20 protein-coding genes are annotated in these 23,324 nt (G+C 59.7%); 7 read left to right on the top strand and 13 right to left on the bottom strand.

Going from position 1 to position 23,324, the window contains the following annotated elements; translation table 11 throughout:
• Nucleotides 1–6 precede the first annotated feature (6 nt).
• A complete protein-coding gene (locus tag M9Q49_RS06380; RefSeq protein WP_254507876.1) occupies nt 7–1,245 on the bottom strand; it encodes a CinA family nicotinamide mononucleotide deamidase-related protein in 1,239 nt (412 codons plus the stop codon).
• 257 nt (nt 1,246–1,502) lie between these two features.
• Between M9Q49_RS06380 and M9Q49_RS06375 the strand changes: the two genes are divergently transcribed.
• Both M9Q49_RS06375 and M9Q49_RS06370 read left to right on the top strand, forming a co-directional pair.
• Nucleotides 1,503–4,868 carry a serine/threonine protein kinase gene (locus M9Q49_RS06375; protein WP_254507875.1) on the top strand — a complete coding sequence of 1,122 codons (3,366 nt, stop codon included), beginning with the start codon at nt 1,503–1,505 and terminating at the stop codon, nt 4,866–4,868.
• A 35-nt stretch (nt 4,869–4,903) separates the two neighbouring features.
• The gene (locus M9Q49_RS06370; protein ID WP_254507874.1) at nt 4,904–5,647 is read left to right on the top strand and encodes a hypothetical protein; all 744 of its coding nucleotides are present in this window, start codon (nt 4,904–4,906) and stop codon (nt 5,645–5,647) included.
• Between the two features lie 92 nt (nt 5,648–5,739).
• Here M9Q49_RS06370 and M9Q49_RS06365 read toward each other — a convergent pair whose 3' ends face one another.
• Nucleotides 5,740–7,287: a hypothetical protein gene (locus M9Q49_RS06365; protein ID WP_254507873.1), complete on the bottom strand. Its 1,548-nt coding sequence runs from the start codon at nt 7,285–7,287 to the stop codon at nt 5,740–5,742.
• Nucleotides 7,288–7,810: 523 nt separating this feature from the next.
• On the opposite strand from M9Q49_RS06365, the gene M9Q49_RS06360 reads away from it, so the two are divergent.
• The 3 genes from M9Q49_RS06360 to M9Q49_RS06350 all read left to right on the top strand — a co-directional run bounded on the left by M9Q49_RS06360 (nt 7,811) and on the right by M9Q49_RS06350 (nt 11,433).
• Complete coding sequence (locus tag M9Q49_RS06360; protein WP_254507872.1) at nt 7,811–9,238, top strand: sensor histidine kinase; 1,428 nt, start codon at nt 7,811–7,813, stop codon at nt 9,236–9,238.
• The gene (locus M9Q49_RS06355; RefSeq protein WP_254507871.1) at nt 9,216–10,628 is read left to right on the top strand and encodes a sigma-54-dependent transcriptional regulator; all 1,413 of its coding nucleotides are present in this window, start codon (nt 9,216–9,218) and stop codon (nt 10,626–10,628) included. The genes M9Q49_RS06360 and M9Q49_RS06355 overlap by 23 nt, the downstream gene beginning before the upstream one ends.
• A 76-nt stretch (nt 10,629–10,704) precedes the next feature.
• Complete coding sequence (locus tag M9Q49_RS06350; protein WP_254507870.1) at nt 10,705–11,433, top strand: TIGR02117 family protein; 729 nt, start codon at nt 10,705–10,707, stop codon at nt 11,431–11,433.
• Here the strand turns inward: M9Q49_RS06350 and M9Q49_RS06345 are convergent.
• From M9Q49_RS06345 to M9Q49_RS06330, 4 genes are read right to left on the bottom strand one after another with little or no spacing between them, the layout of a single operon-like run.
• Nucleotides 11,411–11,998, bottom strand: coding sequence for a DUF447 domain-containing protein (locus M9Q49_RS06345; protein WP_254507869.1), 588 nt, complete (start codon nt 11,996–11,998; stop codon nt 11,411–11,413). The two genes, M9Q49_RS06350 and M9Q49_RS06345, sit on opposite strands and share 23 nt — an antisense overlap.
• Before the next feature lie 10 nt (nt 11,999–12,008).
• The gene (locus tag M9Q49_RS06340; protein WP_254507868.1) at nt 12,009–12,668 is read right to left on the bottom strand and encodes an anthranilate synthase component II; all 660 of its coding nucleotides are present in this window, start codon (nt 12,666–12,668) and stop codon (nt 12,009–12,011) included.
• Between the two features lie 9 nt (nt 12,669–12,677).
• Nucleotides 12,678–14,069: an aminodeoxychorismate synthase component I gene (pabB, locus tag M9Q49_RS06335; protein ID WP_254507867.1), complete on the bottom strand. Its 1,392-nt coding sequence runs from the start codon at nt 14,067–14,069 to the stop codon at nt 12,678–12,680.
• A complete protein-coding gene (locus M9Q49_RS06330) occupies nt 14,066–15,508 on the bottom strand; it encodes a DUF6513 domain-containing protein (RefSeq protein WP_254507866.1) in 1,443 nt (480 codons plus the stop codon). The genes pabB and M9Q49_RS06330 overlap by 4 nt, the downstream gene beginning before the upstream one ends.
• Nucleotides 15,509–15,653: 145 nt before the next feature.
• Here M9Q49_RS06330 and M9Q49_RS06325 point away from each other — a divergent pair, with 145 nt between their 5' ends.
• Entirely contained in the window at nt 15,654–16,697 is a 1,044-nt protein-coding gene (locus tag M9Q49_RS06325) for a DUF1559 family PulG-like putative transporter (protein ID WP_254507865.1), read from the top strand.
• Nucleotides 16,698–16,732: 35 nt separating this feature from the next.
• Complete coding sequence (locus tag M9Q49_RS06320; protein WP_254507864.1) at nt 16,733–17,164, top strand: carboxypeptidase-like regulatory domain-containing protein; 432 nt, start codon at nt 16,733–16,735, stop codon at nt 17,162–17,164.
• Between the two features lie 3 nt (nt 17,165–17,167).
• Here M9Q49_RS06320 and atpC read toward each other — a convergent pair whose 3' ends face one another.
• The 7 genes from atpC to atpE form a co-directional block, all read right to left on the bottom strand.
• Nucleotides 17,168–17,575 (bottom strand): ATP synthase F1 subunit epsilon, encoded by a 408-nt coding sequence (gene atpC / locus M9Q49_RS06315; RefSeq protein ID WP_254507863.1) that lies wholly within the window; start codon nt 17,573–17,575, stop codon nt 17,168–17,170.
• Nucleotides 17,576–17,630: 55 nt separating this feature from the next.
• A complete protein-coding gene (atpD, locus tag M9Q49_RS06310; protein ID WP_254507862.1) occupies nt 17,631–19,088 on the bottom strand; it encodes a F0F1 ATP synthase subunit beta in 1,458 nt (485 codons plus the stop codon).
• 66 nt (nt 19,089–19,154) lie between these two features.
• Nucleotides 19,155–20,039: an ATP synthase F1 subunit gamma gene (gene atpG / locus M9Q49_RS06305; RefSeq protein ID WP_254507861.1), complete on the bottom strand. Its 885-nt coding sequence runs from the start codon at nt 20,037–20,039 to the stop codon at nt 19,155–19,157.
• A gap of 34 nt (nt 20,040–20,073) precedes the next feature.
• Nucleotides 20,074–21,591, bottom strand: a complete 1,518-nt coding sequence (gene atpA / locus M9Q49_RS06300; RefSeq protein WP_254507860.1) for a F0F1 ATP synthase subunit alpha — start codon at nt 21,589–21,591, stop codon at nt 20,074–20,076.
• A 56-nt stretch (nt 21,592–21,647) separates the two neighbouring features.
• Nucleotides 21,648–22,265 carry an ATP synthase F1 subunit delta gene (gene atpH, locus M9Q49_RS06295; protein WP_254507859.1) on the bottom strand — a complete coding sequence of 206 codons (618 nt, stop codon included), beginning with the start codon at nt 22,263–22,265 and terminating at the stop codon, nt 21,648–21,650.
• A gap of 36 nt (nt 22,266–22,301) precedes the next feature.
• Nucleotides 22,302–22,946: a F0F1 ATP synthase subunit B gene (gene atpF, locus M9Q49_RS06290; protein ID WP_254507858.1), complete on the bottom strand. Its 645-nt coding sequence runs from the start codon at nt 22,944–22,946 to the stop codon at nt 22,302–22,304.
• A gap of 55 nt (nt 22,947–23,001) precedes the next feature.
• Nucleotides 23,002–23,295 carry an ATP synthase F0 subunit C gene (gene atpE, locus M9Q49_RS06285; RefSeq protein ID WP_254507857.1) on the bottom strand — a complete coding sequence of 98 codons (294 nt, stop codon included), beginning with the start codon at nt 23,293–23,295 and terminating at the stop codon, nt 23,002–23,004.
• Between the last annotated feature and the right edge of the window lie 29 nt (nt 23,296–23,324).

Here is a 23,324-nt window from a genome sequence, read left to right as displayed (position 1 = left end):
GGCCACTTACTGCGGATTGTTTAAGATCGCCAGCCGAACAAGATTCAGCGCCTGCTTGGCAGCCCGCGGCTTCAAAATATCGGGATGGCCCGTGTAGGGAATCTCGCGGGTGACAACTCCCGGCGGACCAGCGATGGCGATTTGCAGATTCTGACCAACTTCGGGCAGCGGACCGATTGCGAGGGCGAAGTCAGTCGCGAATCGTTCGCGCGCGGCCTGCGCGACGACGCTCATAGCGGGCGCGCTGGCGAGGCCCATGACACCAGCGAGTTCGGCGGCCAGGCCGGAGAGAATCTCGACGCCGGCCGCATCGCGCAGGACGAGACCGCCGCGAAAAGCGGCAGCCGCGTCGGCACATTCGCCCAACCAATGCTGCACGAGGCCGGCCGTGCCCCATTCGACGACGGCGAGGGTTTGCTGCCGTTCGCGCAGCAATCGCAGCACGGCGTGCTGCATTTCGTCGTCTTCATAACCATAGACGAGATTGCCCAGGCACTGATGGATGACGTCGACCGTCGGCTGCATCGATTCGCGGGCAAGCGGAATGGTGGGCCCCTCGGCGGTGATGCGGAGCGTGATGGTCGCTTTGCTCACCGTGATGCCGACGCTCGGCACGCGGCCGCGGCGGATGAGATCGGGCAACATGGCTTCGAGATCGCTTTCGCCGACGCCGAAGCACTTCACGCGGTAATGGTGAATAACTCGCGGCGCACCAAGCATCGTCGCCACGGCGGGGGCCACGGTGCCTTGCCACATCTCCTGCATCTCAGCAGGGACGCCCGGCAAGCAGAAGATTCGCGCCAGCGATTTGCCGGGCCGAGGTAATTCAAAATCGATCCCCGGCGCGCTGCCGTGCGGATTGGGAACCACGCGGCTACCGCGCGGAAAGAGTGCTTGGACGAGATTATTCGGCGGCATCTCGCGTTTACGGCGGGCGAAGAGGGCGCGAATGTGCTCGAGCGCGCCGGCATCTTCCACCAGGTCAACTCCCGCCATCTCGGCCACGGCCTGCCGCGTGAGATCATCGGCCGTCGGCCCCAGACCGCCGGTTGCGATCACCAGATCGGCCCGTTCGCAGGCGAGGCGAAATGCCTGGATATTGTCGGGCAAGTGATCGGCAACGGTCGTATGAAAAGCGACCGGCACGCCCAATTCGCCCAGCCGCTGCGAGACCCACGCGCTGTTGGTGTCGACCCGCTGGCCACTGGTGAGTTCGTCGCCGATGGAAATGATTTCTGCTCGCATGCTGTTCTCCTGAGCATCATCGTAGAAAGCAACGTGAGATGCCGCGAGGCCCGGCCATCTAGCCCGAAAACAGGAACGAATGGCGGCCGCTGTGGCGCTCTGTCGAATCAAGCGACACGAACCGCGGTAAATGTCGATCCAAGCTCGACTTGGGATGCAAAAATAACCCGCGCCCAAAGCGAAAACAGTTGCCAATCGTAATCTTTGCAGGCAAAATCATAGCTGGTTCCCTTCCGACCGCATGCCTTAGGTCCACCATGGCCAACGTGATGCCCGCGAACGCCGCTCAAGCATTTTTAGATGCGCTGGCGACTAGCCAAATTCTGAATCCCGAGAGCATCGCCAAGATCCGCGAACAGCACGCCGCGGCTGAAGATCCCAAAGCCGTGGCCCGCGACCTGATCAAAGAGGGGAAGATCACCAAGTGGCAGGCCGGTCAGCTGCTGCACAATTTCACCGCGCTGGTGGTTGGAAATTACAAGCTGCTCGATCAACTGGGCGTCGGCGAACTCGGCCGGGTCTATCTCGCCGAACACATGCAGATGCAGCGAAAGGCGGCTCTCAAGGTTCTCGCGCGCAAGTACACCGCGCAGCCGCAAATCCTGCGGCGAATTTTGACCGAAGCCCGCCGTGTCGCCAGCATCGAGCATCCCAATGTCAGCCACATTCACGATGTGAATCAGGACGGCGACCGCTACTTCATCGTGCTCGAATACGTTGAAGCGCAGGACCTGCAGCGGCAGGTGCAAACCAGCGGCAAACTCCCCGCCGCTCAAGCGTGGAACATCATTCGCCAGGCCGCCGAAGGGCTCGCCTATGCGCATGCCAAGGGCATCGTCCACGGCGGTTTGAAGCCGTCGAATCTGCTGCTCGATAAAAACGGCAACGTCAAGATTCTCGACTTCGCGCTTGGGCAATTGGCCAGCGCTGTTGAGCCGGATAAAAACGATTCCGTCGAGCAGGCCGCGATCACCGCGAAGCTTTATCGAGCGCCTGAATTGAAGACAGGCCCTGCGGATCGCGCCGCCGATGTTTATTCGCTGGGCGCGACGCTCTACTTTCTGCTCACCGGCAAGGCGCCGCTCGAAGGCCCAGCCTCGGCTGCTCAACTGAGCAAGTTGGCTCCGGAAACACCGGCCGGCATCGCACAATTGTGCGGCCAGTTGATGTCGGCCAAACCGGCCGATCGGCCTCACGATGATCAGGCCCTCATCGCCGCCATCGATGCAGCTCAAGCCCCGGCGGCGCCCGCGGCCAAGCCTGCAGCCAAAGCGAGTGCGACGAAAACAGCTGCACCGGCGGCCAAGGCCCCTGCGGCAAAGGCACCCGCCGCCAAAGCCAAAGCCGAGGAGCCCGCCGCCAAGGCCGCACCTCCCAAAGCGAAAAAGCCACCAGTCGCCAAGGCGCTGCCGGGCGATTCGCAAGCGGTGCCGGTGATCGCCGCCGCTGATACCGAGGTGGAACCGACACCTTCAGAAACGCCGACCGAAGAAGCCGCAGCCGACGACAATCCGTTCGCGGGCTTGGCTTTTCAGCCGGCGACGCGTCGCGGCACTGCTTCAAAAACACCCGCTGCCAAAGCCCCGGCCGCTAAAGCGCCGACCAAAAAGGAACCGGCGAAGAAAGAACCCGCCAAAGACGCTGCGAAGAAAGACACCGCAGCCGACGCCAAACCAGAACCAGCCAAGAAAGGCAAAAAGAGTTCAAAGGGGATCACCAAGGCACAAATGCCGCTCATCATCGGCGGCGGCATTGGCGCTGGCGTGCTCGTGCTCGGCGGCATCATCGCACTCGTCATGTACATGATGAGTGGCGGCAACCCCAAGCAAATCGCCAAGAAGGAAGAAGCGCCCGCCGTCGTCGAAGCCCCCGTCGAACAACCGGCCGAGGCTCCCGCCGACCCCGCAGAAGCCAATCCTGCTCCTGCCGAAGAGGCCAATCCAGAAACGCCTGCCCCCGAAGCCAATCCCGCCGCGCCCGAAGCCATGCCGGCCGATCCGGCGAAACCGGAAGCCACCGAACCACCCAAGCCCGAAACGCCCGTTGCTCCGCCGATGCCGGAGACCAAGCCCGAGCCGAAACCCGAGAAGCCGAAGGCTGAACCCAAGCCCAAACCCGAAACCAAGCCGGCTCCGCCACCCAAGGCGCCCGATCCATTCGTCGGTTTCCGCACCAGCGTTTCCTTGCCGAAGTTGCCGGTCGGTATGACCGAGCCCACGCCCGAAATGCTCGCGCCGATCACGCTTGGTCCTTGCAAGATCCCCGACGAAAACACCGTCATCAGCTCGATGCTCAAAGGGGGCGCCACCGCCTACGCCAAGGGCAAGATGCAGTTCAGCATGGAGCCCGGCAACAACGGCACGTCGCTGCGCGATTGGGATTTCAAACTCAACACCGGCGTCGGCAACACCATCACGATCGCCACGATGTCGATCAAGAATGACCAGCTGCAGTTTCAGTGGACTGCCGAAGGGGCCAAGAATGGAGCCGCTCCTTATCTCTGCAACTGCCTCATCTCGCTGAGTGCCGGCAGCGGCAAGGTCGACTTCGCTCTCCGCGAACCAGCCGCCGCCGAAGCGATTCTCATCGGCATCGAAAAGCGCACGCCGACGGTCAAGTTCAACATCGATATGCCCCCCGAGCAAAAGCAGTTAATGTTTGAACTCGTCTCCGTCGAAGCCGAAGTTCCCAAGGTGAAGTTCGACAACAAGGAACTCATCGCCGACAAAGACACGACCTTTTTCTGGGTCGGCAACGTCGAAACCGAAACGCCCGTGTGCGTCAAAATCGATACCTCGGTCATCAATTCTGGCAAGACCGTGCAAGTGAATGTCATCCCGCATTTCAAGCTCGAACCCGTCGCTCCCAAACCCACTATCTTCTCCAAGAAGGAAGTGGCGCACGTCGAGGGGCAAATCAAAAATGCCATGCAAAGCGGCCAAGCCATGATTCAGGCCGCGCAGGGTCAGAAAGACGCCAAAGAAAAACAGAAAATGACCCAGGCCGCGAACATGACGTTCGAGCCGGCCCAAAAGGCCTATGCCACGTTCGAGCAGATGATCAACCTGGCCAAGTCGCTAGACAAGGGACGGATTCGCTATCGCATCTATGCCGCCGCCGATGATGCCAAGGTCGAACTTTACACGACCGAAGCTTCTGCGGCCGGCCAAGGCAATGCACCAGCGGGCGGCAAACCGGCCAACGACAAGAACGCCATCAACAACGTGCCGCAACTCAACCTGAATAACCCCGCGCCGCCTCCGGCCAATGGAAAGAAGCCGGCCGGCAAAGCTCCCGATCGTCCGCCGCTCGGCACCGACGAAATCACTGCCGAAGCCATCGGCAACGAAGCTCTCCAGCTCGACAACGCGGCCTTCGAAGCAAAGCACAAGGGAGAGAGTTTCTGGATCAAAGGGAACGTCGACTCAGTCGTCGACTCCAACGTTTTCCTGAAGGTAGCAGCGATGAAGGACGGCAAGTCAGTGAAGGTGATTCTCGCCTTCGCCAATGCTGCCGATGCCCGCGCCCTCGCCAAGAGCGGCGAAGTAGTCGTCGCCTGCGACTTCCAATCCCGCGCCCCAGGCGGCCCGCAGTTTAATAACTGCGAAGTGATCAAGAAGTAGTTGGCGGAGCAGCATCACTTGCTAGCCGTTAAGCAATGACTGCATCTTGCCCGGACAAAGATAAATTGCCGGCTGTAATGGCCGCCGGCGCACTGTCCGCGGCTGCTTGCCTTGCGCTGACCTTCGAAACGAGGCCCGCGGCGTCCTACTTGTCAATCGAATTCATCGCCCTCGAAGTTCTTCGTGATGCGACCGGGCTGATTGCGTGCTGGCTGGTTGGAGCGGTAGTCATCTTCGGCGATCACAGGGCGCGCTGGTGCATACTTGGTCTTGCCCTCTTCGTTGTTGCCTCCTCGGCAATGGAACAGTCGCAATTTGTCGTGACCAGTGCAGGAGTTTGCCTACCCGCAGTCATTGCAGTTGAGCGACTTCGGCGGGCATTTAAGCTTACTGGCAGATTTCATGTTTCGCTCGCAGATTGTTTCGTGGTTACGACATGTGCAGCATGCGTGATTTTCGTATTGTCGATTCCCGAACCTCCTCTCATGTTTTGGTCGAGCCACCTGTTCGGCGAAGTGGCTAACTTTGTCATGCTAGTCACATTTAACTATGCAGCTGTTTTTTTGCTGTTTATGTCAAACTGGAAGCGATGTGCTACTTTGCTGGCGACTGCAGTTGGTTTTGGCGTGGTCTGCGCCATGGCATGCGATGATGGTTTCCATGCAATGGCAATGATCTGTGCGACTTCACTGACAGCATTCATAGGCGTTCTTATAAGAACTGCTACAGGGCATCGAGTTAGCAACGGCTCTGAAACAAGACGGCGTGCCGGTTTGTGACTTTCTCTGTCGCTCTTGTGGAGTAGCATTCGACAAGCCGGCGGCCCGCAGTTTAATAACTGCGAAGTGATCAAGAAGTAGTTGGCGGATCGCTACTTGCTGACCGCCAGATCCTCGGCGGTCACCACGTACAGCAGGAACGTGCTGTCCTTGTCGGCGTCATATTTCAGCCGACTGTAGATGGGCTGCCCGATCTTTTGATTCGGCAGCACTCTGGCAGCCGACGCCTTGATGAGGTCGACGTACTCGCGCTTGTCATCCGCAATTTGTGCCGGTTCGTGTTTCGTGTCTTTGCTGGAAACATCCCACCAGCGGTTTTGATCGACTGGCAGATAGGCTTCCCAGCGATCCGAGGTCTCAATCAGACGCTCGCCCTTCTCCGTCAGGAACATCATCCAATGGCTCATGATGTCGAAGCGATTGATGACTCGCACCGTAATTACGTCGCCTGGCTTCAAGACGCAGGCGCCGACGGTCGCTTTGTTTCGGCCGATGTCGCGCATGATTTCCACGCCATTTAAACAAAAGACGTTGGAATTGTTGCCCGAGGCGACCACGACCACATTTCGAGGAGGGACCTTGGCTGGTCTTTTCTTGGTGGTTGTTTCCGGCTTGTCGCCCTTGGGCTTGTCGTTAGCTGCCGTTCGCACGGTGCTGGCGGCAGCTGAAACGTCTCCAGCGTCCTTGATTCGCCGCTGGGCCTTGGCCTTGGCCAATCCCGTCAGCTTGTCGACGGCTTGGCTGTACCAATAACCGCTGCGGGCGAAGCAGAGTTTTTTCTCTTCGACATCCTTCAGCCCTTCGCCGGCCTGCCACCAGGCCTCGGCAACTTGTTCCTGACCCTCGGCGGAATCCGGCGCCGCGAGTTCGGCTTTTGCAGCGGCGGCAAGCAGCGGATCGCTCCCGAGTGCGAGATGGTTCATGCTTTGATCCCAATTGCGTTTGGCAAATGCCAGGTAGATTCCCGCAACGAGATTGGCATGTGGATCGACAGGAGATGTCGCCAGCTTTTCAAAAGCCCCTTTGGACTTTTCGAATTTGACGGCAGTACTCTCAAGCGCTTTGCGCTGCTCGACGATTGACTTGGACAGGGCCGGATCACGCAGTCCCAACGCGAGCGTCGAAGCTAACGTGCTGAGCGCGGTAGCGCGCTCGAACTTATCCGCCTCGACGAGGTCCTCGATCGTTTCCAGGCTGACGTCTACCACCTTGCGCTTGGCTTCAGGCGTAGTTGCAAACTTGCTGGCCTGTTCGAGCGAGTTGATGCGCAGCGCCACAACGTCGAACTCAAAGACTCGATCCAATTCCTCGATGGCCTCAAAAGCCAATTCGATTTGCCCGCTCAGCGCCGCTTGTTCGCGGGCCAGATTGAGCATCGCAAACTGAGCGCCGACGTCATCCTTGGTGTCGCGGGCCGTGGTGATGACTTGGGCAATCAGATCCGCTTTTTCTTTCGCGGTTCGGGCCTCGCCAAAGCGAAAGATCTCCACCACTTCCTTGAGTCGCTTGTCGCGCACATCCTTGGCGGGGATTGGCGCTTTCTTCGCCGCAGTGGCGCCTTCCTGAGCAACGGCCAGCAAGCCGCCGCAGATCACGGTGAGCAGGCTCGCGACGGTTCGTAAGATCGAAATCGAGAACACTCTTCGTCGATGACAGGAATCTAAAGCGGTAGACACGCATTACCCCCGACTGGCGATCACATGAGTTGGTCTGTGTCGCCAGAAATTCTCCATCACTAAGGGGGGCATTGCAACTACTTCGCGACGAAGCAGCAGCCCGATTTGACTGAGAAAGGTAGCCGCTGTCGCAGGCGAAACAGGCCGCAGAGATGCGACCAAGAAACGAAAAAAGGTCGTGATACGCCGCTCCATCGCCGTATCACGACCTCTATCCTGAAACGTCATGACCCGAGGGCCATGCCGTCCTCCCGGCATTTTTATAAATATCGTATCGGCCTGCCCGCGAACACGGCTTGAAGCAAATTTGCCTGCTGCGCCGCTAGCAGCGATCGCAACGATGAGAGCGTTTGCCAATCTGTCGCGGCGTGGCCAATTTGCGGACGCTCTTTTGCCAGTCCGTGAGCGCCTTGAGTTAGAATCGAACAGAAACCAACTCGCTACCTCTCAGCTCCTTTCGAACCCTGTCTCCTTTCGACAACCCGCAATGCGTTGGCCACTTCGGCTGCAAATCTTGACGCCGATGGCGATCATCCTGCTGATCACAGTGGGTTGCGTTAGCGCGCTCAATGCTTGGCTAGCCGCGACTCGCGTCCGGGCCGATGTCGAAGCGCAACTGCGCGATGTCGCCAAGACCCTCGAGTCGACCAATTTTCCGCTTGAGTCAAATGTCCTTCGCACCACCAGCGCGCTGTGCGGCGCGGAGCTCGTCGTCGTCAACGGACGGAAGGAAATTCTCGCCAGCAGTTTGTCTGCCACTCTCTTTCAAGATCCAGCCATCTTCGCCGAGCCCACCGATTGGAAAGAACTGCGGCTGCATGACTCGGTCACCTTGGGCGCCGTGGCTTATCTGCAAGCCGACGTGAAACTCGATCGTCGTCAGGTCGGCGGGCAGGTTGTTGGTCTGCACATTTTTTATCCCGAGCGCACCGTGCAAGCCGCCGTTCGTCAGGCGGCTTGGGGGCCGATTCTCATCGGCATGGTGGCGCTCGCGCTGGTCAGTGTCGCCGCTTGGCTCGTGGCGCTGTCGGTCACGCGACCTGTGCATCGGCTGCAAGATCAAGTCGGCAAGCTCATGAACCGCGATTACGAGGCGATCGATCTGCCGCAACGCGACGACGAAGTTCGCGACCTGGCCGCCACTGTCAATCAACTCGCGCAGCGGTTGTCACAATACGAAGACGAAGTCCGCGGCAACGAACGCTTGCGAACGCTGGCCAACCTCGGCAGCGGCATTGCCCATCAGGTGCGCAACGCCGCCACCGGCTGCCGCATCGCCATTGATCTGCACGAGCGCGACATGGCGCACAGCGGCGCGAAGCCCGACGAACGTCTGCACGTCGCCAAGCGGCAGCTGACCCTGATCGAAACCTACGTGCAGCGGCTAATTTCGCTCGCCAAGCCCGCGGCTCCGGTCCGTGAACGACTGGAGCTCGGCGCGCTACTCGACGATACGCTCGAACTAGTGCAGCCGACCGCGGCCCACTTGGGCGTGAGTTTGCAAACGCCCGCCGATTGGCCGAACGCAGCCGGTGAGGGAGACGGCGAAGCGCTCGAGCAGATGCTCGTCAACCTGCTCATCAACGCCATTCAGGCCACGTCGCCGCAAGCAGTTGGCCAGGCGGTGAGCAAGTTCTCCGATTCCCCACCGCTGGTGACCTTGGAAGCAACGCTCACAGCAACTACGCTGACTATATCGATTTTCGATAATGGGCCCGGGTTGCCAGACCGCGTGGCCGAGAAGCTGTTTCAACCTTTTATTTCCGATAAACCCGGCGGCACGGGCCTGGGCCTGAGCGTGGCCCGGCAGACTGCTCGGCAGCATGGCGGCGATGTCCGCTGGCGGCGCGAGAACGGCCTGACGTGCTTTTGGGTGGAGCTGGCGAACTGGCATGGCTGGGATTCTCATCGTTGACGACGAACCGACCATCTGTTGGGGACTCGCCGAACTGGCAAAACAACTGGGGCATCAATCGCAGACGGCTTCGTCGGCGGAGCAAGCGTTTACACTCGCGCGGACTTTTGCAGCCGATGTAATCCTGCTCGACGTGCGCCTTCCCGGCATCGACGGCCTGGCCGCGATGGCCCAGTTCAAGCAGTTGCTCCCTGCGGCCAAGATCGTAATCATGACCGCGCACGGCGACCTCAGCACCGCCGTCGACGCCGTTCGCCAAGGCGCGTTTGAATACATCGTTAAACCGTTCGACACCCGCACCATCGAACGCGTCATCGAGCGAGCGCTGACGCGGGCCGAAGTTTCCACGGCTCCGCCGACCACCGGTAAAGCCAAAGATTCGAACCTGATGATCGGCAAGACGCCGGCCATGCAGGAAGTCTTCAAGCGGATCGCGCTCGTCTCGGCCAGCGACGCCTGCGTCTTCATCCTCGGCGAAAGCGGTTCCGGCAAAGAACTCGTCGCGCGAGCCATTCATCAATACAGCGGGCGTGCTGCGTCGCCCTTCGTCGCCGTCAACGTCGCTGCCCTCAGCCCCACGCTGGCCGAAAGCGAACTCTTCGGCCATGTGCGCGGCGCGTTCACCGGCGCCGAACAACATCGCTCGGGCCTGCTCGTCGATGCCGATGGCGGCACGCTGTTTCTCGACGAAGTGGCCGATATCCCATTGCCGCTGCAAGTCAAACTCCTCCGCGCGCTCGAGCACGGCGAAGTGATGCCGGTCGGCTCGAGCAAGCCGGTGCGCACCAACTTCCGCCTCGTTTCGGCGACGCACCAAGACCTGCTGACCAAGGTCCGCGAAAGTGGCTTTCGTCACGACCTCTACTTCCGCCTCTGCACCTTTCAAATCAACCTGCCGCCGCTCCGCGAACGGAAAGCGGACATTCCGTTTCTCATTTCGCACTTCTATCACCTGTTGTCATCCGGCGCATCGCAAGGAAACTTCACCGCCGACGCGATCAACACCGCGCAAGACCGACCCTGGCACGGCAACGTTCGCGAACTGCGCAACGCGGTCGAACATGCCCTGATCGTCGCGCGGCAGGGACCGATTCTCTCCGAACACTGGCCGCCGCCGATGCAGCCGATCGCGAAAGGGAGCACCAGCGACGAGCCAGTGGAAGTGCGCCTCCGCAAACTCATTCGTGAATGGGCCACGCAACGGCTACGCAGCGACCAAGAACCGCAAACGCTCTACGACGAACTGCTGCAACAAATCGAACCGCCGCTCCTCGCGGCCGCGCTGGAAAAGAGCAAGGGCGAATGCCTCGGCGCCTCGCGCTGGCTCGGCATGCATCGCACGACGCTGCGAAAGAAAATGGATCAGTATGGGTTGCAGGGGGATGAGTAAGCGAATTCGCTGAATCGCCTGGGTGAGGGAATAAATCACCTCGCCACGGGCTCCCACGAAGAGAAGGAACCTCTTCATGCCTGCCGCCAGCCCTGCCAAACTCAAAGCCGCTTTCTGGTTCGCATTCCGCTGGACCGCGCGAATGTTGTTTGCCGCATGCCTGTTCTACGGCAGCTTTCTCGCGCTCGGCTGCGTGCCGATCAACGGCGACTTTGAGCCGGCAACCGGCAACGACCACGTGCTGATTTATGTTCGCAGCAACGAGATTCACACGGATCTAGTGGTGCCTGTGGTGCAGCCATCGCGCGATTGGCGGCGGACATTTCCAGTGCAGAACTTTCGCGGCAATGTACGCGATTGCGAATACCTGGCCGTCGGTTGGGGTAACCGCTCGTTCTACATCGACACGCCGACTTGGGCAGATTTCAAAGTGAGCACGGCAATCGGCGCACTATTCTGGCCCAGCGAATCCGTTCTCCATGTTGAGTACTTGCCGAACACCACGCCAGCAACTGATTGGCGCGAGGTCTCGATCACTGCTCAGCAATACGAACAGCTAACGAACTACATCGCTGCTTCGGTGGTTGCCGATGACAATGGCTGCGCTCGAATGGCGAGTGAGAAGAGTTACGATGCGTACGATCGGTTCTATCAATCGACGGGCAACTATCACATCTTCAACACCTGCAACCAGTGGACGGGCCGCGGCTTGTCGCGGGCAGGCGTGAAAACGGGACTTTGGACACCGCTCAAGCCGCAAGTGTTGTGGTGGCTGCCGGCGACTAAGAACCAAGTCGCTCGTTGATGTGAGTCTGCAACAACTCCCATGCCCGTCGTTCCTGCTCACCCGCGGTCTTCTGCACTGGAATCGCCAGGCGCGCCATCTCCGCCCGAATGTCCGCTGCCGGCAAGATGCCGATGCGAGTCGCCAGAATCGCCGCTTCGACTACCGCATGTTTCGCGCGATTGAATCCGAACCAATCGTGCACGCTGCCGCTCTGCAACACTTCGCAGTGAAACGTCGCTCGCGGCGGTTCCACTTCGGCGGTTGCGACGCGCAACTCAAACCACCGGCAGCAGTCGACGAGACGATAGTTTACGCTGCCGGCAATCTGCACGACTGCCGGCGGTGTTTCGATGCGGCCGATCGCGGCCCGCGCGAGCAACTCCACGTCGTCGATGAGATGAAACACGGCAGTACCCGTGCGCTGCAGATTGGCGAACGTCGTCGATGTGCAGAACGGACGGAGCGTGAAGGCCCGAAGTTCGCGATCGACAAGCGGCCCCATCGGCGCGAAGTGCGGCCGGCCATCTGCGCCGGTAGTCACCATCAGCCCTTCGACAATCAGGCGATCGCAGTTTTCTTTCATCGCTCGATTTCTAAAAAGTGACCGGCCGCGAGGGAACGACGTAATCATCCGGTTCAATCGGCCGTTCTTCCGCCGTTTGCGGCAACGGCGCGGTCGGCTCGATCCCTGCCAGACGCAGGAAATTGGCGAGCAACGTGTAACCACCTTCGGTGAGAATCGACTCCGGGTGAAACTGCACGCCCCACATCGGCAGGCGCCGATGAGCCACGGCCATAATCGTGCCATCGGCAGTCGTAGCCGTGACTTCCAGCTCGGCGGGCAGCGACTGTGGATCGATCACGAGCGAATGATATCGGCCGACGGTCAGCGGCGACGGCAAGTTTTCGAACAGCTGCCGCTGCGAATGGCGGATCTCGCTCGTCCTGCCATGCATCGGTTGCGAGGCGCGAATGACGCTGCCGCCGAGCGCCGAGCCGATGGCTTGATGACCGAGACAAACACCGAGCAGCGGTACTTCGCCGCCGAGTTCGCGCACCACCGCGAGCGAGCAACCCGCTTCGGTCGGCGTGCAGGGCCCGGGCGATAAAACAATCGCCTGCGGCCGGAGTTGCCGAATCGCGGCCACATCAATGGCATCGTTGCGCACGACTTGCGTGACGGCCCCGAGGCGGCGGAAGTACCGCGCCAGGTTGTGCACAAAGCTGTCGTAGTTGTCGATGAGCAAAATCACGCGCTGCCGTTACTCCTTGAGTGCTTTCAACAGACCCGCCGCTTTGTGCCAGGTCTCTTCGTACTCGCGCTGCGGCGAAGACTGCGCCACAATGCCGCCGCCGACGGGGAACTGCCACCAGCCTCGGCTGGCCGTGATCGTGCGAATCAGAATGTTGAAATCGAGCGTGCCATCGAACCCAAGATAGCCGATGCCGCCACAATAAGGACCGCGGGCCGTCGGCTCGAGCTCGCTGATGATCTCCATCGCTCGCACTTTGGGTGCGCCGGTAATCGAACCGCCCGGAAACGCAGCCCGCGCGAGATCGAGCGGCGTGCAATCGGCTTCGAGTTCGCCCTCGACAACGGAGACCAAATGCTGCACGTACTGGTACGTTTCCAAGCCGCAGAGTTGCGTCGCCCGCACCGACTCAGGCCGGCAGACTCGTGACAAATCATTCCGCAGCAAATCAACGATCATCACATTCTCGGCCCGATCTTTTTCGCTCTCCTGCAATTCATCCCCCGCAAACAGATCGGCCTCTGCCCGCGCGGTTCGCCGCCGCGTTCCCTTGATCGGCCGCGCTTCGACGCGGCGATCTTTCACCTGCAGAAAACGCTCTGGCGACGCGCTGATGATTTGCCCTTCGCCAAAATCAAAATACGCGGCAAACGTCGCGGGATTGCGCTGCCGCAACCGCAGATAGAGCGACAGCGAATCGCTCTCGGCGGGATACAGCAACCGCTGCGCGAGATTGACTTGAAAAACATCTCCCGCGTGGATGTACTCGATCGCACGACCAACGGCTTGCAGATATTGATCTGCGGAAAAATTACTGAGCAAACCAGGATGACCAGGCACAGGATAATTCGGCGCTAGTGAACCAATCTTCTTGGTTTCTTTGACAACAACCTTCGCCGGCGCGGCCAGGATGCGTTGAAGCTGCTCAATCCGCTGCTGGGCGCGATTGGCTCGTTCCGGCGGCGCAGTCTCTGAATAGCCGTGCGAAATGAACCATGCTCGCCGTTGCCAGTGATCGTAGGCGAGGACGATGTCATACAAGCCGATTGCGAGCGAGGGAAACTCGAACTCGTCGTGCTGCGGCAGCGGTACTCGTTCCAAACTCCGGCCCAAGTCATAGCTCAAGAGCCCCGCCGCGCCACCTTGAAAGGGCGGCAAATCGGCGACGGTCGTCGCGGCGAACGGCTGCAACTTTTTTTGCAACAGCGCCAAGCCATCGCTGCCATCGGCGGGCAATTTCAACATCTCGAACGGATCGGCCGCGATAAACGAATACCTGCCGAGCGTGTCGTGACGCATCGCCGAATCGAGAAACAGCACATGCGGCAACGCAGCCAAGCGCGCGAAGGCTTCTTCGGCAGGGAGCGGCGAAATCCATTCGCTGACGATCGGCAGATTCATTCGCCGGCTCCTTGTTTGCCGGCCGCTTTCACGTTGCTCTTCTTCAGGCGATGACTCTCTTCCTCGATCGTGAGATAACCCCAATCGAGCGCCTCGTCCTGGCGATATTGCTTGCCGAGCGCGACGGCGGTCGCGGCTTTGCACATTTCGTATCCCAAGTAAAACGCATGCGATGCATCGAGCTGAGCCGGAGCATGAGTATCGCTCGCGCCGCCGAAGCCGGGATGCAGCAGGCGTTCCATCAGCAGGAACGGATCGGGGGACGAGAGATGTAGATTTGCGCTGACGATGTGTACTTCACCGCGTTCGGCGAAGATGCGGTAATTGTTGTCTTTGATCGCGCCGGCGAGTTGCCGCAGTGTTTCGTCGGCCGTTTCGTGCAACTTTGCATCGCGGAGCGTGACCAGTCGCGGCTCGAGCCTTTTCGGCGGCACGCGATTTTGAACTGCGTGATAAACAAGTCGCCGCGCGAGATCGCACTCGCGCACGCTCGTGCGCGCCCAGTTGATGACTTGAGTGGTGAGCACGCTGCGAATGCCCACTTCCTGACAAAAGCCGAGCAGCAGCGTGTTCACGCCGGCCGAATCGCTGTCGGTCAGCTCCGTGAGGTTGCCGATGCCCATCATCATTTCAACATCGGGGTAACGTCGGCGAACTTCGAGATAACGGCCGAGGCTCGCGGCAAAACCGAAACCGATCGGCTCGAGCACCGCATCGACTCGCAGCGGCACCTTGGCTTCGGCGAGTAGCTCGATCGTTCCTTCGAGGCCGACGAGCGTGGGAAAATCATCAGGAATGACGACCACCTCGCAGCCCCAGTCGCAGGCGGCAGCGCGGTTGCTGCTGTTCACCGAGAGCACAAGTTCCGCGCCGGCTCTTACCGCGGGCGCGATCTCGCGCGGATCGAGGCTGTCGATCGAAACGCGCAGCCCTTCGTCGCGCAGAGCCTTCACGCAATCGGCCACCCCAAGCCACGGCCCGCCGGGATCGCAGCCGACATCGATCAGATCGGCGCCATCGGCTGCCAGCGTTTTGGCCTGGCGAATGATGTCCGCCAGTGACTGCCGCGGCGCGTGATTGATCTCGGCGATGATTTGAATGTCATAACGGCCGTACTCCGCAGGCCGTTCCCCTTTGCCGCCGAGAAACTCGGGGAGCTGCTGCAGATCGCGCGGGCCGGTTTGAATCGGCGCGTTCACGACTGCCGCGAGGGGAGCTAAATCGCCGTGGCAGTAACCGGGCAGAATAATTTTGGTCGCGTTTGCATTCGCCTGAATGTGCCGGGCAATCCACGCTGGCGACATGAGGGCCGCGACGGTGATCGGCAGCACGTCGATCGTAAAGTCGAAGCCGCGCTCGGCAGCCACCTTCGTCACGACCGCTCGCAAGGCGAACTCCGCCAGGCGGCCGGTGACAAAGTGCAGATGTTCGCGAGGCATGAGAGCGACTGGGCGGCAGCGGTTACTTCAGAATCACTCCATCATACCATCCGCGGCAGTTTGAGTTTGACATTGGTTTCGCCGACCATTACCAAATGAATTATCCTCTCGATCCCGGCGAACTGGTCTTCCCACCCGGTGACTTATGCCCAGCAAGTATCGCGGCGGTTTCACGCTGGTCGAACTTCTCGTGGTGATCGCAATTATTGGGGTGCTCGTCGCCTTACTACTCCCTGCCGTGCAGGCCGCCCGCGGAGCGGCGCGTCGCTCGCAGTGTTTGAACCACGTCAAGCAATACGCCCTCGGCATTCACAATTTCGAGTCGACTTATAACCACGTTCCCAAGGGAAATTATTCGACGGGGACATTCCCACAGGGTGGCAACACCAGTTGGATGTTTGTCACGCTCGGCTTCATGGAACAGCGGAACCTGTATGACCGAGTCGTTGGCGCGGGCAGCCTCGTCAACGCAGCCACGCAAGGAATTTTGCCCGCGCGATTCCCCATGCTCCGCTGTCCGAGCGACGTCTTTGATCCGAAGAGCTCCAAATACTCTAGCTACGTCGCGAGCACCGGCCCAACTTGCAACAACCCGCCGTCGGGCTGTCCCGCGCCGTTTCAGATTCATTGCAACGGCCAGATCGGCAGCGGCAATACGATTCCTTCGCCGCTGAGTCCTTTGACGCATCCGGGCTTTCAACCGAGCATGTCGTGGGGCGGGACGGCGGTGACAGAGGAGAGTGTCGGCATGTTTACGCGGATGGGTGCCCTCATTCGCCTCGCCGATGTTACCGATGGGACCTCGAATACGATTCTGCTCGGCGAGACGCTGCCCGAGTTCTGCGAATTCATGCGCTACAACGGAAACAGTTATGGTTGGGCCGGCGGCGACAACTTCATCGCCCAAGGGCAAACCATTCAGCCGATCAATTGGAAGATTGACCGGATGGCAGCCGATCCCGGCGTGTTTACCTCGTGCGGTTGCGACGCGGGTACGAACCCGTCCGGCGATCCGGCTCGCTGCATTATGAACTGGGCGGTGACCTGGGGATTCAAATCGAACCACCCTAGCGGCGTGAACTTTGCGCACGTCGACGGCTCGGTACGGTTCATCACGCAAAATATCGACATGCGAACGTATCAGTACTTGGGTTGCCGCAACGATGGCCAGGCCGTGACCGTTCCTTAGTGCGAGTCGCACCGACATAGATCGAGAGGTTGACCTTGCGTTTCCTGTTCATCGCCCTCGGCTGTGTGCTGATCACCGGTTGCAGCCGCTCCGGCCTTCATCCGGTAACAGGTGTCGTCCTGCTCGACGGCCAACCAGTGGCCAATGCCGCGCTGCAATTCGTGCCGCAGGAAGCCGGTCAGGATGCGACTGGCGCTACCGATGCGCAGGGAAATTTCGCGATCTCGACTAACGAACCGCGCGACGGCGTGAAGGCGGGGAAGTACAAAGTCGTGATCACGCCACGTTCGACTGCGCCGCTGCAAAAGTTCGCTTCCGCCGATGAAGCGATGAAAGCAGCGGCCCGGCCGCAGCCGCCACCGCCGTCAACATTTCCGCAAAAATACACTCGGCCTGATCAGACACCACTGCTGGTGGAAGTGCCGATGAAAGAGAAGTCGGTCAGGTTGGAGCTGACCAGCAATTAACGACTATGCCTTGCTCGCCACCTTGGCCACATGAATCTGGGCACGGGCTTGAGCGACGATGCGATCGCGGATGGCGAGAAGTTCCGGCGTGTTGACCGGCTTGGTCATCGCCGAGTTGAGTTGAGCCTGCGCGACGGCGATGTCGAGCTTGCTGGCCAGGACGGCCTTGTTGGTGAGAACCGAGACCACATCATCGACGACTTGCACGAAGCCGCCGTCGATGTAGTAGTGCAGCGTCTTGGCCGCGGTCTTGATCCGCATTTCGCCATAACCCAGCCGGCCGATGAGCGGGCTGTGGAGCGGCGCGATGCCGATCTCGCCGTCATACAACGGCAGCGCGACGAACTCCGCCTCTTGTTCGAGGATCGTAGCTTCGGGCGTGACGACAACGACTTGCAGGGGCTTGGCCATAACGGATCTTTTCGCGGGGCTTCTGAATTCTGGTGAATCCAGCTACTGGTCAACTCTACTTCTTCGCGGCTTTCTTGGCTTGCTCTTCGGCTTGAGCGGCGGCCTGTTCGATCGGGCCGACGTACATGAAGGCGTCTTCCGGCAGGTGATCCCACTTGCCCGAGCAGAGCTCGTCGAAGCTGCGGATGGTGTCGGCAATGCTCGTGTATTCACCAGCCTTACCGGTGAAGACTTCGGCCACGAAGAACGGCTGCGACAGGAAGCGTTCGATACGGCGAGCACGATGCACGACGAGTTTGTCTTCTTCGCTCAATTCGTCGATACCGAGAATCGCAATGATGTCTTGCAGTTCGCGGTACCGTTGCAGAATCGTTTGCACGCGGCGAGCGACGGCGTAGTGCTTTTCGCCCACGACCTGCGGATCGAGAATACGGCTCGACGAAGCGAGCGGATCCACTGCAGGGTAAATACCCTTTTCCGAGATCGAACGTTCGAGATAGAGGAACGCATCGAGCTGACCGAACGCGGTGGCCGGGGCAGGGTCGGTCGGATCGTCAGCAGGAACGTACACGGCTTGCACCGAGGTGATGGCACCCTTCTTGGTCGACGCGATTCGTTCTTGCAACGCACCCATTTCCGTGGCGAGGGTCGGTTGGTAACCCACCGCTGAAGGCATACGGCCGAGGAGCGCGGACACTTCCGAACCGGCTTGCGAGAAGCGGAAGATGTTGTCGACAAACAGCAGCGTGTCCTTACCAGTCGCATCGCGAAAGTATTCGGCCATGGTGAGGGCCGAAAGAGCGACGCGGAGACGGGCACCTGGTGGTTCGTTCATTTGGCCGAACACCATGCAGGTTTGTTCGATAACCTTGCGGCCGGTCGAACCGATTTCGGTTTCCTGCATTTCGAGCCAGAGGTCGGTACCTTCGCGGGTGCGTTCACCCACACCGGCAAACACCGAGTAACCACCGTGCTTGCTGGCGATACGAGCGATGAGCTCGGTGAGAATAACCGTCTTACCGAGACCGGCACCACCGAACAAACCGGCCTTACCACCGCGGACGAACGGCGTGAGGAGGTCAATAACCTTGATGCCCGTTTCGAAGAGCTCGGTGCTCGACGACAGGTCTTCCAGCTTCGGAGCGTCGCGGTGAATGGCCCAGCTTTCTTTGGCCGCAACTGGACCACGGCCATCGATCGGCTTGCCGAGGAGGTTGAACACGCGGCCGAGCGTTGCTTCGCCGACGGGAACCTTCACCGGACCACCGGTGTCGATCACGTCCATGCCGCGGAACAAACCTTCGGTCGAGCCGAGAGCGACGCAGCGAACGCGGCCGCCGCCAATCTGCTGCTGTACTTCACCGGCGAGGTCGATGTCGAGGCCTTTGTGCTTCGAGGTCACCGTGACGGCGTTGAAGATCGCCGGCATTTGGTCTTCGGGAAATTCGACGTCGAACGTAGCACCGACGACTTGGGTGATCTTACCGACGTTTTGAGCGGTAGCAGTGGGCATAGCTGAACTCTGACTAACGAATGGTTTGAGTTGTTGGTGTTTGGATTGAAGGCGTTATTAGCAGCGTTATTTATTGAGTGCTTCGACGCCGCCGATGATTTCCATGATTTCGCCGGTGATCTGCGACTGGCGAGCGCGGTTGTACGTGGTCGACAGCGACTTGATCATGTCCGACGCGTTTTCGGTGGCGCTCTTCATGGCAACCATCCGTGCGATCTGTTCGCTCACCGCAGCATCGAGGAAGCACTTGAAGAGCTTCGCCCGGAAACTGGCCGGCACGACTTCTTCCAGAATGCTCGCTGCCGAGGGCATGAATTCGTACATCACATCGCCACCCTTGGCGGCCGTGCCGGTCTCGGCTCCGCCGATGGAATCGAGCGGCAGCAGTGTTTCGACCGTGGCAACCTGGCGGCTGCTGCTGATGAACTTGACGTAAGCCACGTCGAGTCGATCGAGCTTGCCGGTGATGTACATCTCGAGGAAGCGATTGGCGATGGCTTCGACTTCTTCGAACTTCGGTTGATCCTCAAACTTCGTATAGCTCTCGTCCACGGCGAGCTTACGGAACTTGAAAGCCGAGAGACCGCGTTTGCCGGAGACTTCGACCCGCACGTTCGGCACGGTCCGCTTCAACTCTTCGAGGCGAGCGAGACCAGCGCGAAGCACGCTGCCGTTGTAACCGCCGCAGAGACCGCGATTGGCCGTCAAAATCAGGAGCGTCGCGTTCTTCGTTTCGGGATGCGATTCGAGGAGCGGATGGCTGACCTGCAAACCGGCCTTGGCTAGGCCGGCGACTACTTCGGTGATCTTCTTCGTATACGCCGTAGCCGCCGTCGCGCGATCCATTGCTTTCTTGAAGCGCGCGGTGGCGATCAATTCCATCGTCCGCGTAATCTTGCGGATATTGCGGATGGACTTACGTCGTTTATCAAGTGCCCGCGCTTTGGCCATGGCTCATCGATTCCAAATGGGTGAAGCGAGGGAACTAAGCTTTCTTGAACGTCTTCTTAAAATCGCCGATGGCGGCGTTGAGGGCGTCCTTGACCTCGGCAGTCAGTTCCTTCTTGTCGGCCAGCAAGTTGCGAGCAGCGCCCTTCACGTCCTTGAAGTAGGCGAGGAGCTCGTTCTCGAAGCGACGAACTTGATTGATCGGCACATCGTCCATACCGCCAGTGTTGGCGGTGTAGATGACGATGATCTGATCGATCACGTCCATCGGCTGATATTGCGGCTGCTTGAGGAGCTCCACCATGCGGTAACCGCGGTCGAGCTTGGCCTGAGTGGCGGCGTCGAGGTCGGTACCGAGCTGAGCGAACGCTTCCAATTCGCGGAAGGCAGCGAGAGCGAGACGCAAACCACCGGCGACTTCGCGAGCCTTCATGGCCTTGATCTGGGCCGAACCACCCACGCGAGACACCGAGATACCGACGTTCATGGCAGGGCGGACACCCTTGAAGAACAAGTCGGGCTGCAGGTAAATCTGGCCGTCGGTGATCGAGATCACGTTGGTCGGAATGTAGGCCGAAACTTCGCCTTCGAGCGTTTCGATGATCGGCAACGAAGTGAGCGAACCGCCGCCGAGGGCGTCCGACATCTTCGACGAGCGTTCGAGCAAACGGCTGTGATTGTAGAACACGTCACCCGGATAGGCTTCGCGACCTGGCGGACGACGGACGAGGAGCGAAATCTGGCGATAAGCCTGAGCTTGCTTCGACAAGTCGTCGTACACGATCAGAGCGTGTTCGCCCTTGTACATGAAGTACTCAGCCATCGCGGTGCCCGATGCAGCGGCATACACCTGCAAAGCGGCAGGAGCACTGGCGCCGGCGAGGACGACGGTGGTGTATTCCATCGCGCCCTTTTCTTCGAGGACGCGGACCGAGTTGGCAACGGACGATTCTTTTTGACCAATCGCCACATAAAAACACTTAACACCCTTCCCCTTTTGGTTGAGGATAGTGTCGATGGCGATCGTCGTCTTACCGGTCTTGCGGTCACCGATGATGAGTTCGCGCTGACCACGGCCGATCGGCGTCATCGCGTCGATGGCCTTGATGCCCGTTTGCAGCGGCTGCTTCACCGGCTGACGTTCGGCCACACCCGGCGAAGTACCTTCGACGTTGCGGAACTCAGTGGTGACGATCGGTCCCTTGCCGTCGAGCGGGTTACCGAGCGGATCGACCACGCGGCCGATGACCGCTTCGCCGACCGGGACCGACAACAAACGGCCGAGAGCTTTGACTTCGTCACCTTCGTTGATGCCGAGGTAATCGCCGAGAACGGCGATGCTGACGCTGTTTTCTTCGAGGTTGAACACCACGCCGCGAACGCCCGAGGGGAACTCGACCATTTCGCCGCTCATCGCGCTCGACAGGCCGTAGACGCGGGCCATGCCGTCGCCCACTTCCAGCACGGTGCCCACTTCGCGGACATCGATCTGGCTCTCGTAGTGCTCGATCTCGCTTTGGATGACCGAGGCAATTTCATCAGCGTTGAATTTCATAACAAACCTGAGTTGTCTTTATTGTCTGATTCGTTCGCAGAACGTGATTTGAGTAATTAGGTAGCCGTAAACCGATTGAGCGAATCGCGAATGGCCGCCGATGTTTGCTCCAGCGCGACGCTCTTCATCTTTTGCAGAGAAGCCGCGACGCTGCCGTCATAAACCGTGTCGCCGATTCGCACGACCAGACCACCAAGTAGGTCGGGATCGACCTCGACATTGATCGTGACTTGCTTCTTCAGCACGTCACCCAATTTGGCCGCAATCCGATCGCGAAGCGTGTTGTTCAGCGGGTATGCCGAACGCACGGTAACCGCAAGTTTTCCCTGGACATCATTGAGCAGTTCGCGGAAGCTGCGGAGCACGTCGGGCAAGCAGCTTAAGCGATCGTGCTGAGCCGTAACCTTCAAAAAGTTGAGGAGCACAGTGCTCATCTTCCCTTTGAAAGCCTTGTCGAGCAGCGCGATCTTCTCATCGGCCGAAACTCGCGGCGACACCAGGGTCATCCGCAAGGCTGGCAACTTTTTGAAGACGTCGTTCTCGAGCGAACTCAGCTCTTCCAGCACGCCGTCAACTTTGCCGGCATCCTGCGCCGCGCCGAGCAAAGCCTTGGCATAGACCGTGCCTAGGTGCTGCCGGCCTGCGTCGAATTTGCCTGATTGTGTATCGGACATGAGTGGCTACTGACTGAGTTGCGGATCGGAACAGAACTAGTTGAGCTTCGTGAACTTGCCAAGCGCGTCGGTCACGAGAGCATCGTGATCTTCGGGCTTGATTTCCCGGCGGACAATGCTGCTGGCCAGGCTGATCGCCGTGTTGACGCTCTTTTCGGCGATCTGCTGCAGGGCAACATTTTTCGCCGCTTCGATTTCGGCCTTGGCTTGCTGACGATCCTTTTCCAGCAAGGCCTTGGTTTCGGCCCGTTCCCGCTCACGAGTCGCTTCGGCATCGTGACGAGCCTGAGCAACCATGGTGCGAGCTTCATCAGCGGCGGCAGCGAGCTTGACTTCGTACGAACGAAGCTGAGCCTCGGCTTGCTGCTGAGCGAGCTTCGCGTCATCGATCATCTTGGCAATCCCTTGCTCACGCTTGTCGAGCCCATCGACAATCGGGCCCCAAGCAAACTTGGCAAGGATGCCGGCGAGGAGGACAAAGATGATGAAGGTGGCGATGGCCAGATCGAACCGCATTTCCTGCGGCTGCGAGAGCCCTTCTGACGCATTTGCATGCGTCAAGTCAGGACCACCCTTGGCTGCCGCCTTGGCTTCCGGTTCGTGCTGCGCAAGCGCAGACGCAACCGTCGGCCCAAAGGAGAGCGCGCAGACCACGCACAACAAACCGAGCAAACGAACCATGGCGGAACCTTCCAAGCGGTCTCTAGCGAAACTCGACGTACTTTCGACAAGCCAATTACTTCATGAAGCAAATGACGAGTGCGAAGAACGTGAAACCTTCAATAAGAGCGGCCGCGATGATCATCGCTGTTTGGATGTTGCCGGCAACTTCTGGTTGACGAGCCATGCTTTCCAGAGCGCTGCTGGCCAGCTTGCCGATGCCGAAGGCGGCGCCCAGCGTCGTGATGGCGGCGCCGATGTAGCGGTCAAAGCTGATGAGCGGAACTGGAGCCTTATCCTGGGCCATGATCGGAGCGGCGCAAAGGACGAGAGCGAAAAACATCAGGGTCAGAAAAGCGAACTTCTTCACGGTCAACATCTCCAGGAAGGAACCAAAGT

Origin of the sequence: Anatilimnocola floriformis (genome assembly GCF_024256385.1) — a bacterium.
Lineage (GTDB): Bacteria > Planctomycetota > Planctomycetia > Pirellulales > Pirellulaceae > Anatilimnocola > Anatilimnocola floriformis.
This window is presented reverse-complemented; position numbering and strand designations above follow the sequence as displayed.

What these genes read in the sequence shown, in the direction of transcription:
- pabB (WP_254507867.1), bottom strand. Translation starts at nt 14,069, where the DNA reads ATGAATCTGCCGATCGTCAGCGAATGGATTTCGCCGCTCCCTGCCGAA.
- M9Q49_RS06350 (WP_254507870.1), top strand. Translation starts at nt 10,705, where the DNA reads ATGCCTGCCGCCAGCCCTGCCAAACTCAAAGCCGCTTTCTGGTTCGCA.
- atpD (WP_254507862.1), bottom strand. Translation starts at nt 19,088, where the DNA reads ATGCCCACTGCTACCGCTCAAAACGTCGGTAAGATCACCCAAGTCGTC.
- M9Q49_RS06345 (WP_254507869.1), bottom strand. Translation starts at nt 11,998, where the DNA reads ATGAAAGAAAACTGCGATCGCCTGATTGTCGAAGGGCTGATGGTGACT.
- atpF (WP_254507858.1), bottom strand. Translation starts at nt 22,946, where the DNA reads ATGGTTCGTTTGCTCGGTTTGTTGTGCGTGGTCTGCGCGCTCTCCTTT.
- M9Q49_RS06360 (WP_254507872.1), top strand. Translation starts at nt 7,811, where the DNA reads ATGCGTTGGCCACTTCGGCTGCAAATCTTGACGCCGATGGCGATCATC.
- atpC (WP_254507863.1), bottom strand. Translation starts at nt 17,575, where the DNA reads ATGGCCAAGCCCCTGCAAGTCGTTGTCGTCACGCCCGAAGCTACGATC.
- atpH (WP_254507859.1), bottom strand. Translation starts at nt 22,265, where the DNA reads ATGTCCGATACACAATCAGGCAAATTCGACGCAGGCCGGCAGCACCTA.
- M9Q49_RS06355 (WP_254507871.1), top strand. Translation starts at nt 9,216, where the DNA reads ATGGCTGGGATTCTCATCGTTGACGACGAACCGACCATCTGTTGGGGA.
- M9Q49_RS06325 (WP_254507865.1), top strand. Translation starts at nt 15,654, where the DNA reads ATGCCCAGCAAGTATCGCGGCGGTTTCACGCTGGTCGAACTTCTCGTG.
- atpA (WP_254507860.1), bottom strand. Translation starts at nt 21,591, where the DNA reads ATGAAATTCAACGCTGATGAAATTGCCTCGGTCATCCAAAGCGAGATC.
- atpG (WP_254507861.1), bottom strand. Translation starts at nt 20,039, where the DNA reads ATGGCCAAAGCGCGGGCACTTGATAAACGACGTAAGTCCATCCGCAAT.
- M9Q49_RS06375 (WP_254507875.1), top strand. Translation starts at nt 1,503, where the DNA reads ATGGCCAACGTGATGCCCGCGAACGCCGCTCAAGCATTTTTAGATGCG.
- M9Q49_RS06380 (WP_254507876.1), bottom strand. Translation starts at nt 1,245, where the DNA reads ATGCGAGCAGAAATCATTTCCATCGGCGACGAACTCACCAGTGGCCAG.
- M9Q49_RS06370 (WP_254507874.1), top strand. Translation starts at nt 4,904, where the DNA reads ATGACTGCATCTTGCCCGGACAAAGATAAATTGCCGGCTGTAATGGCC.
- M9Q49_RS06330 (WP_254507866.1), bottom strand. Translation starts at nt 15,508, where the DNA reads ATGCCTCGCGAACATCTGCACTTTGTCACCGGCCGCCTGGCGGAGTTC.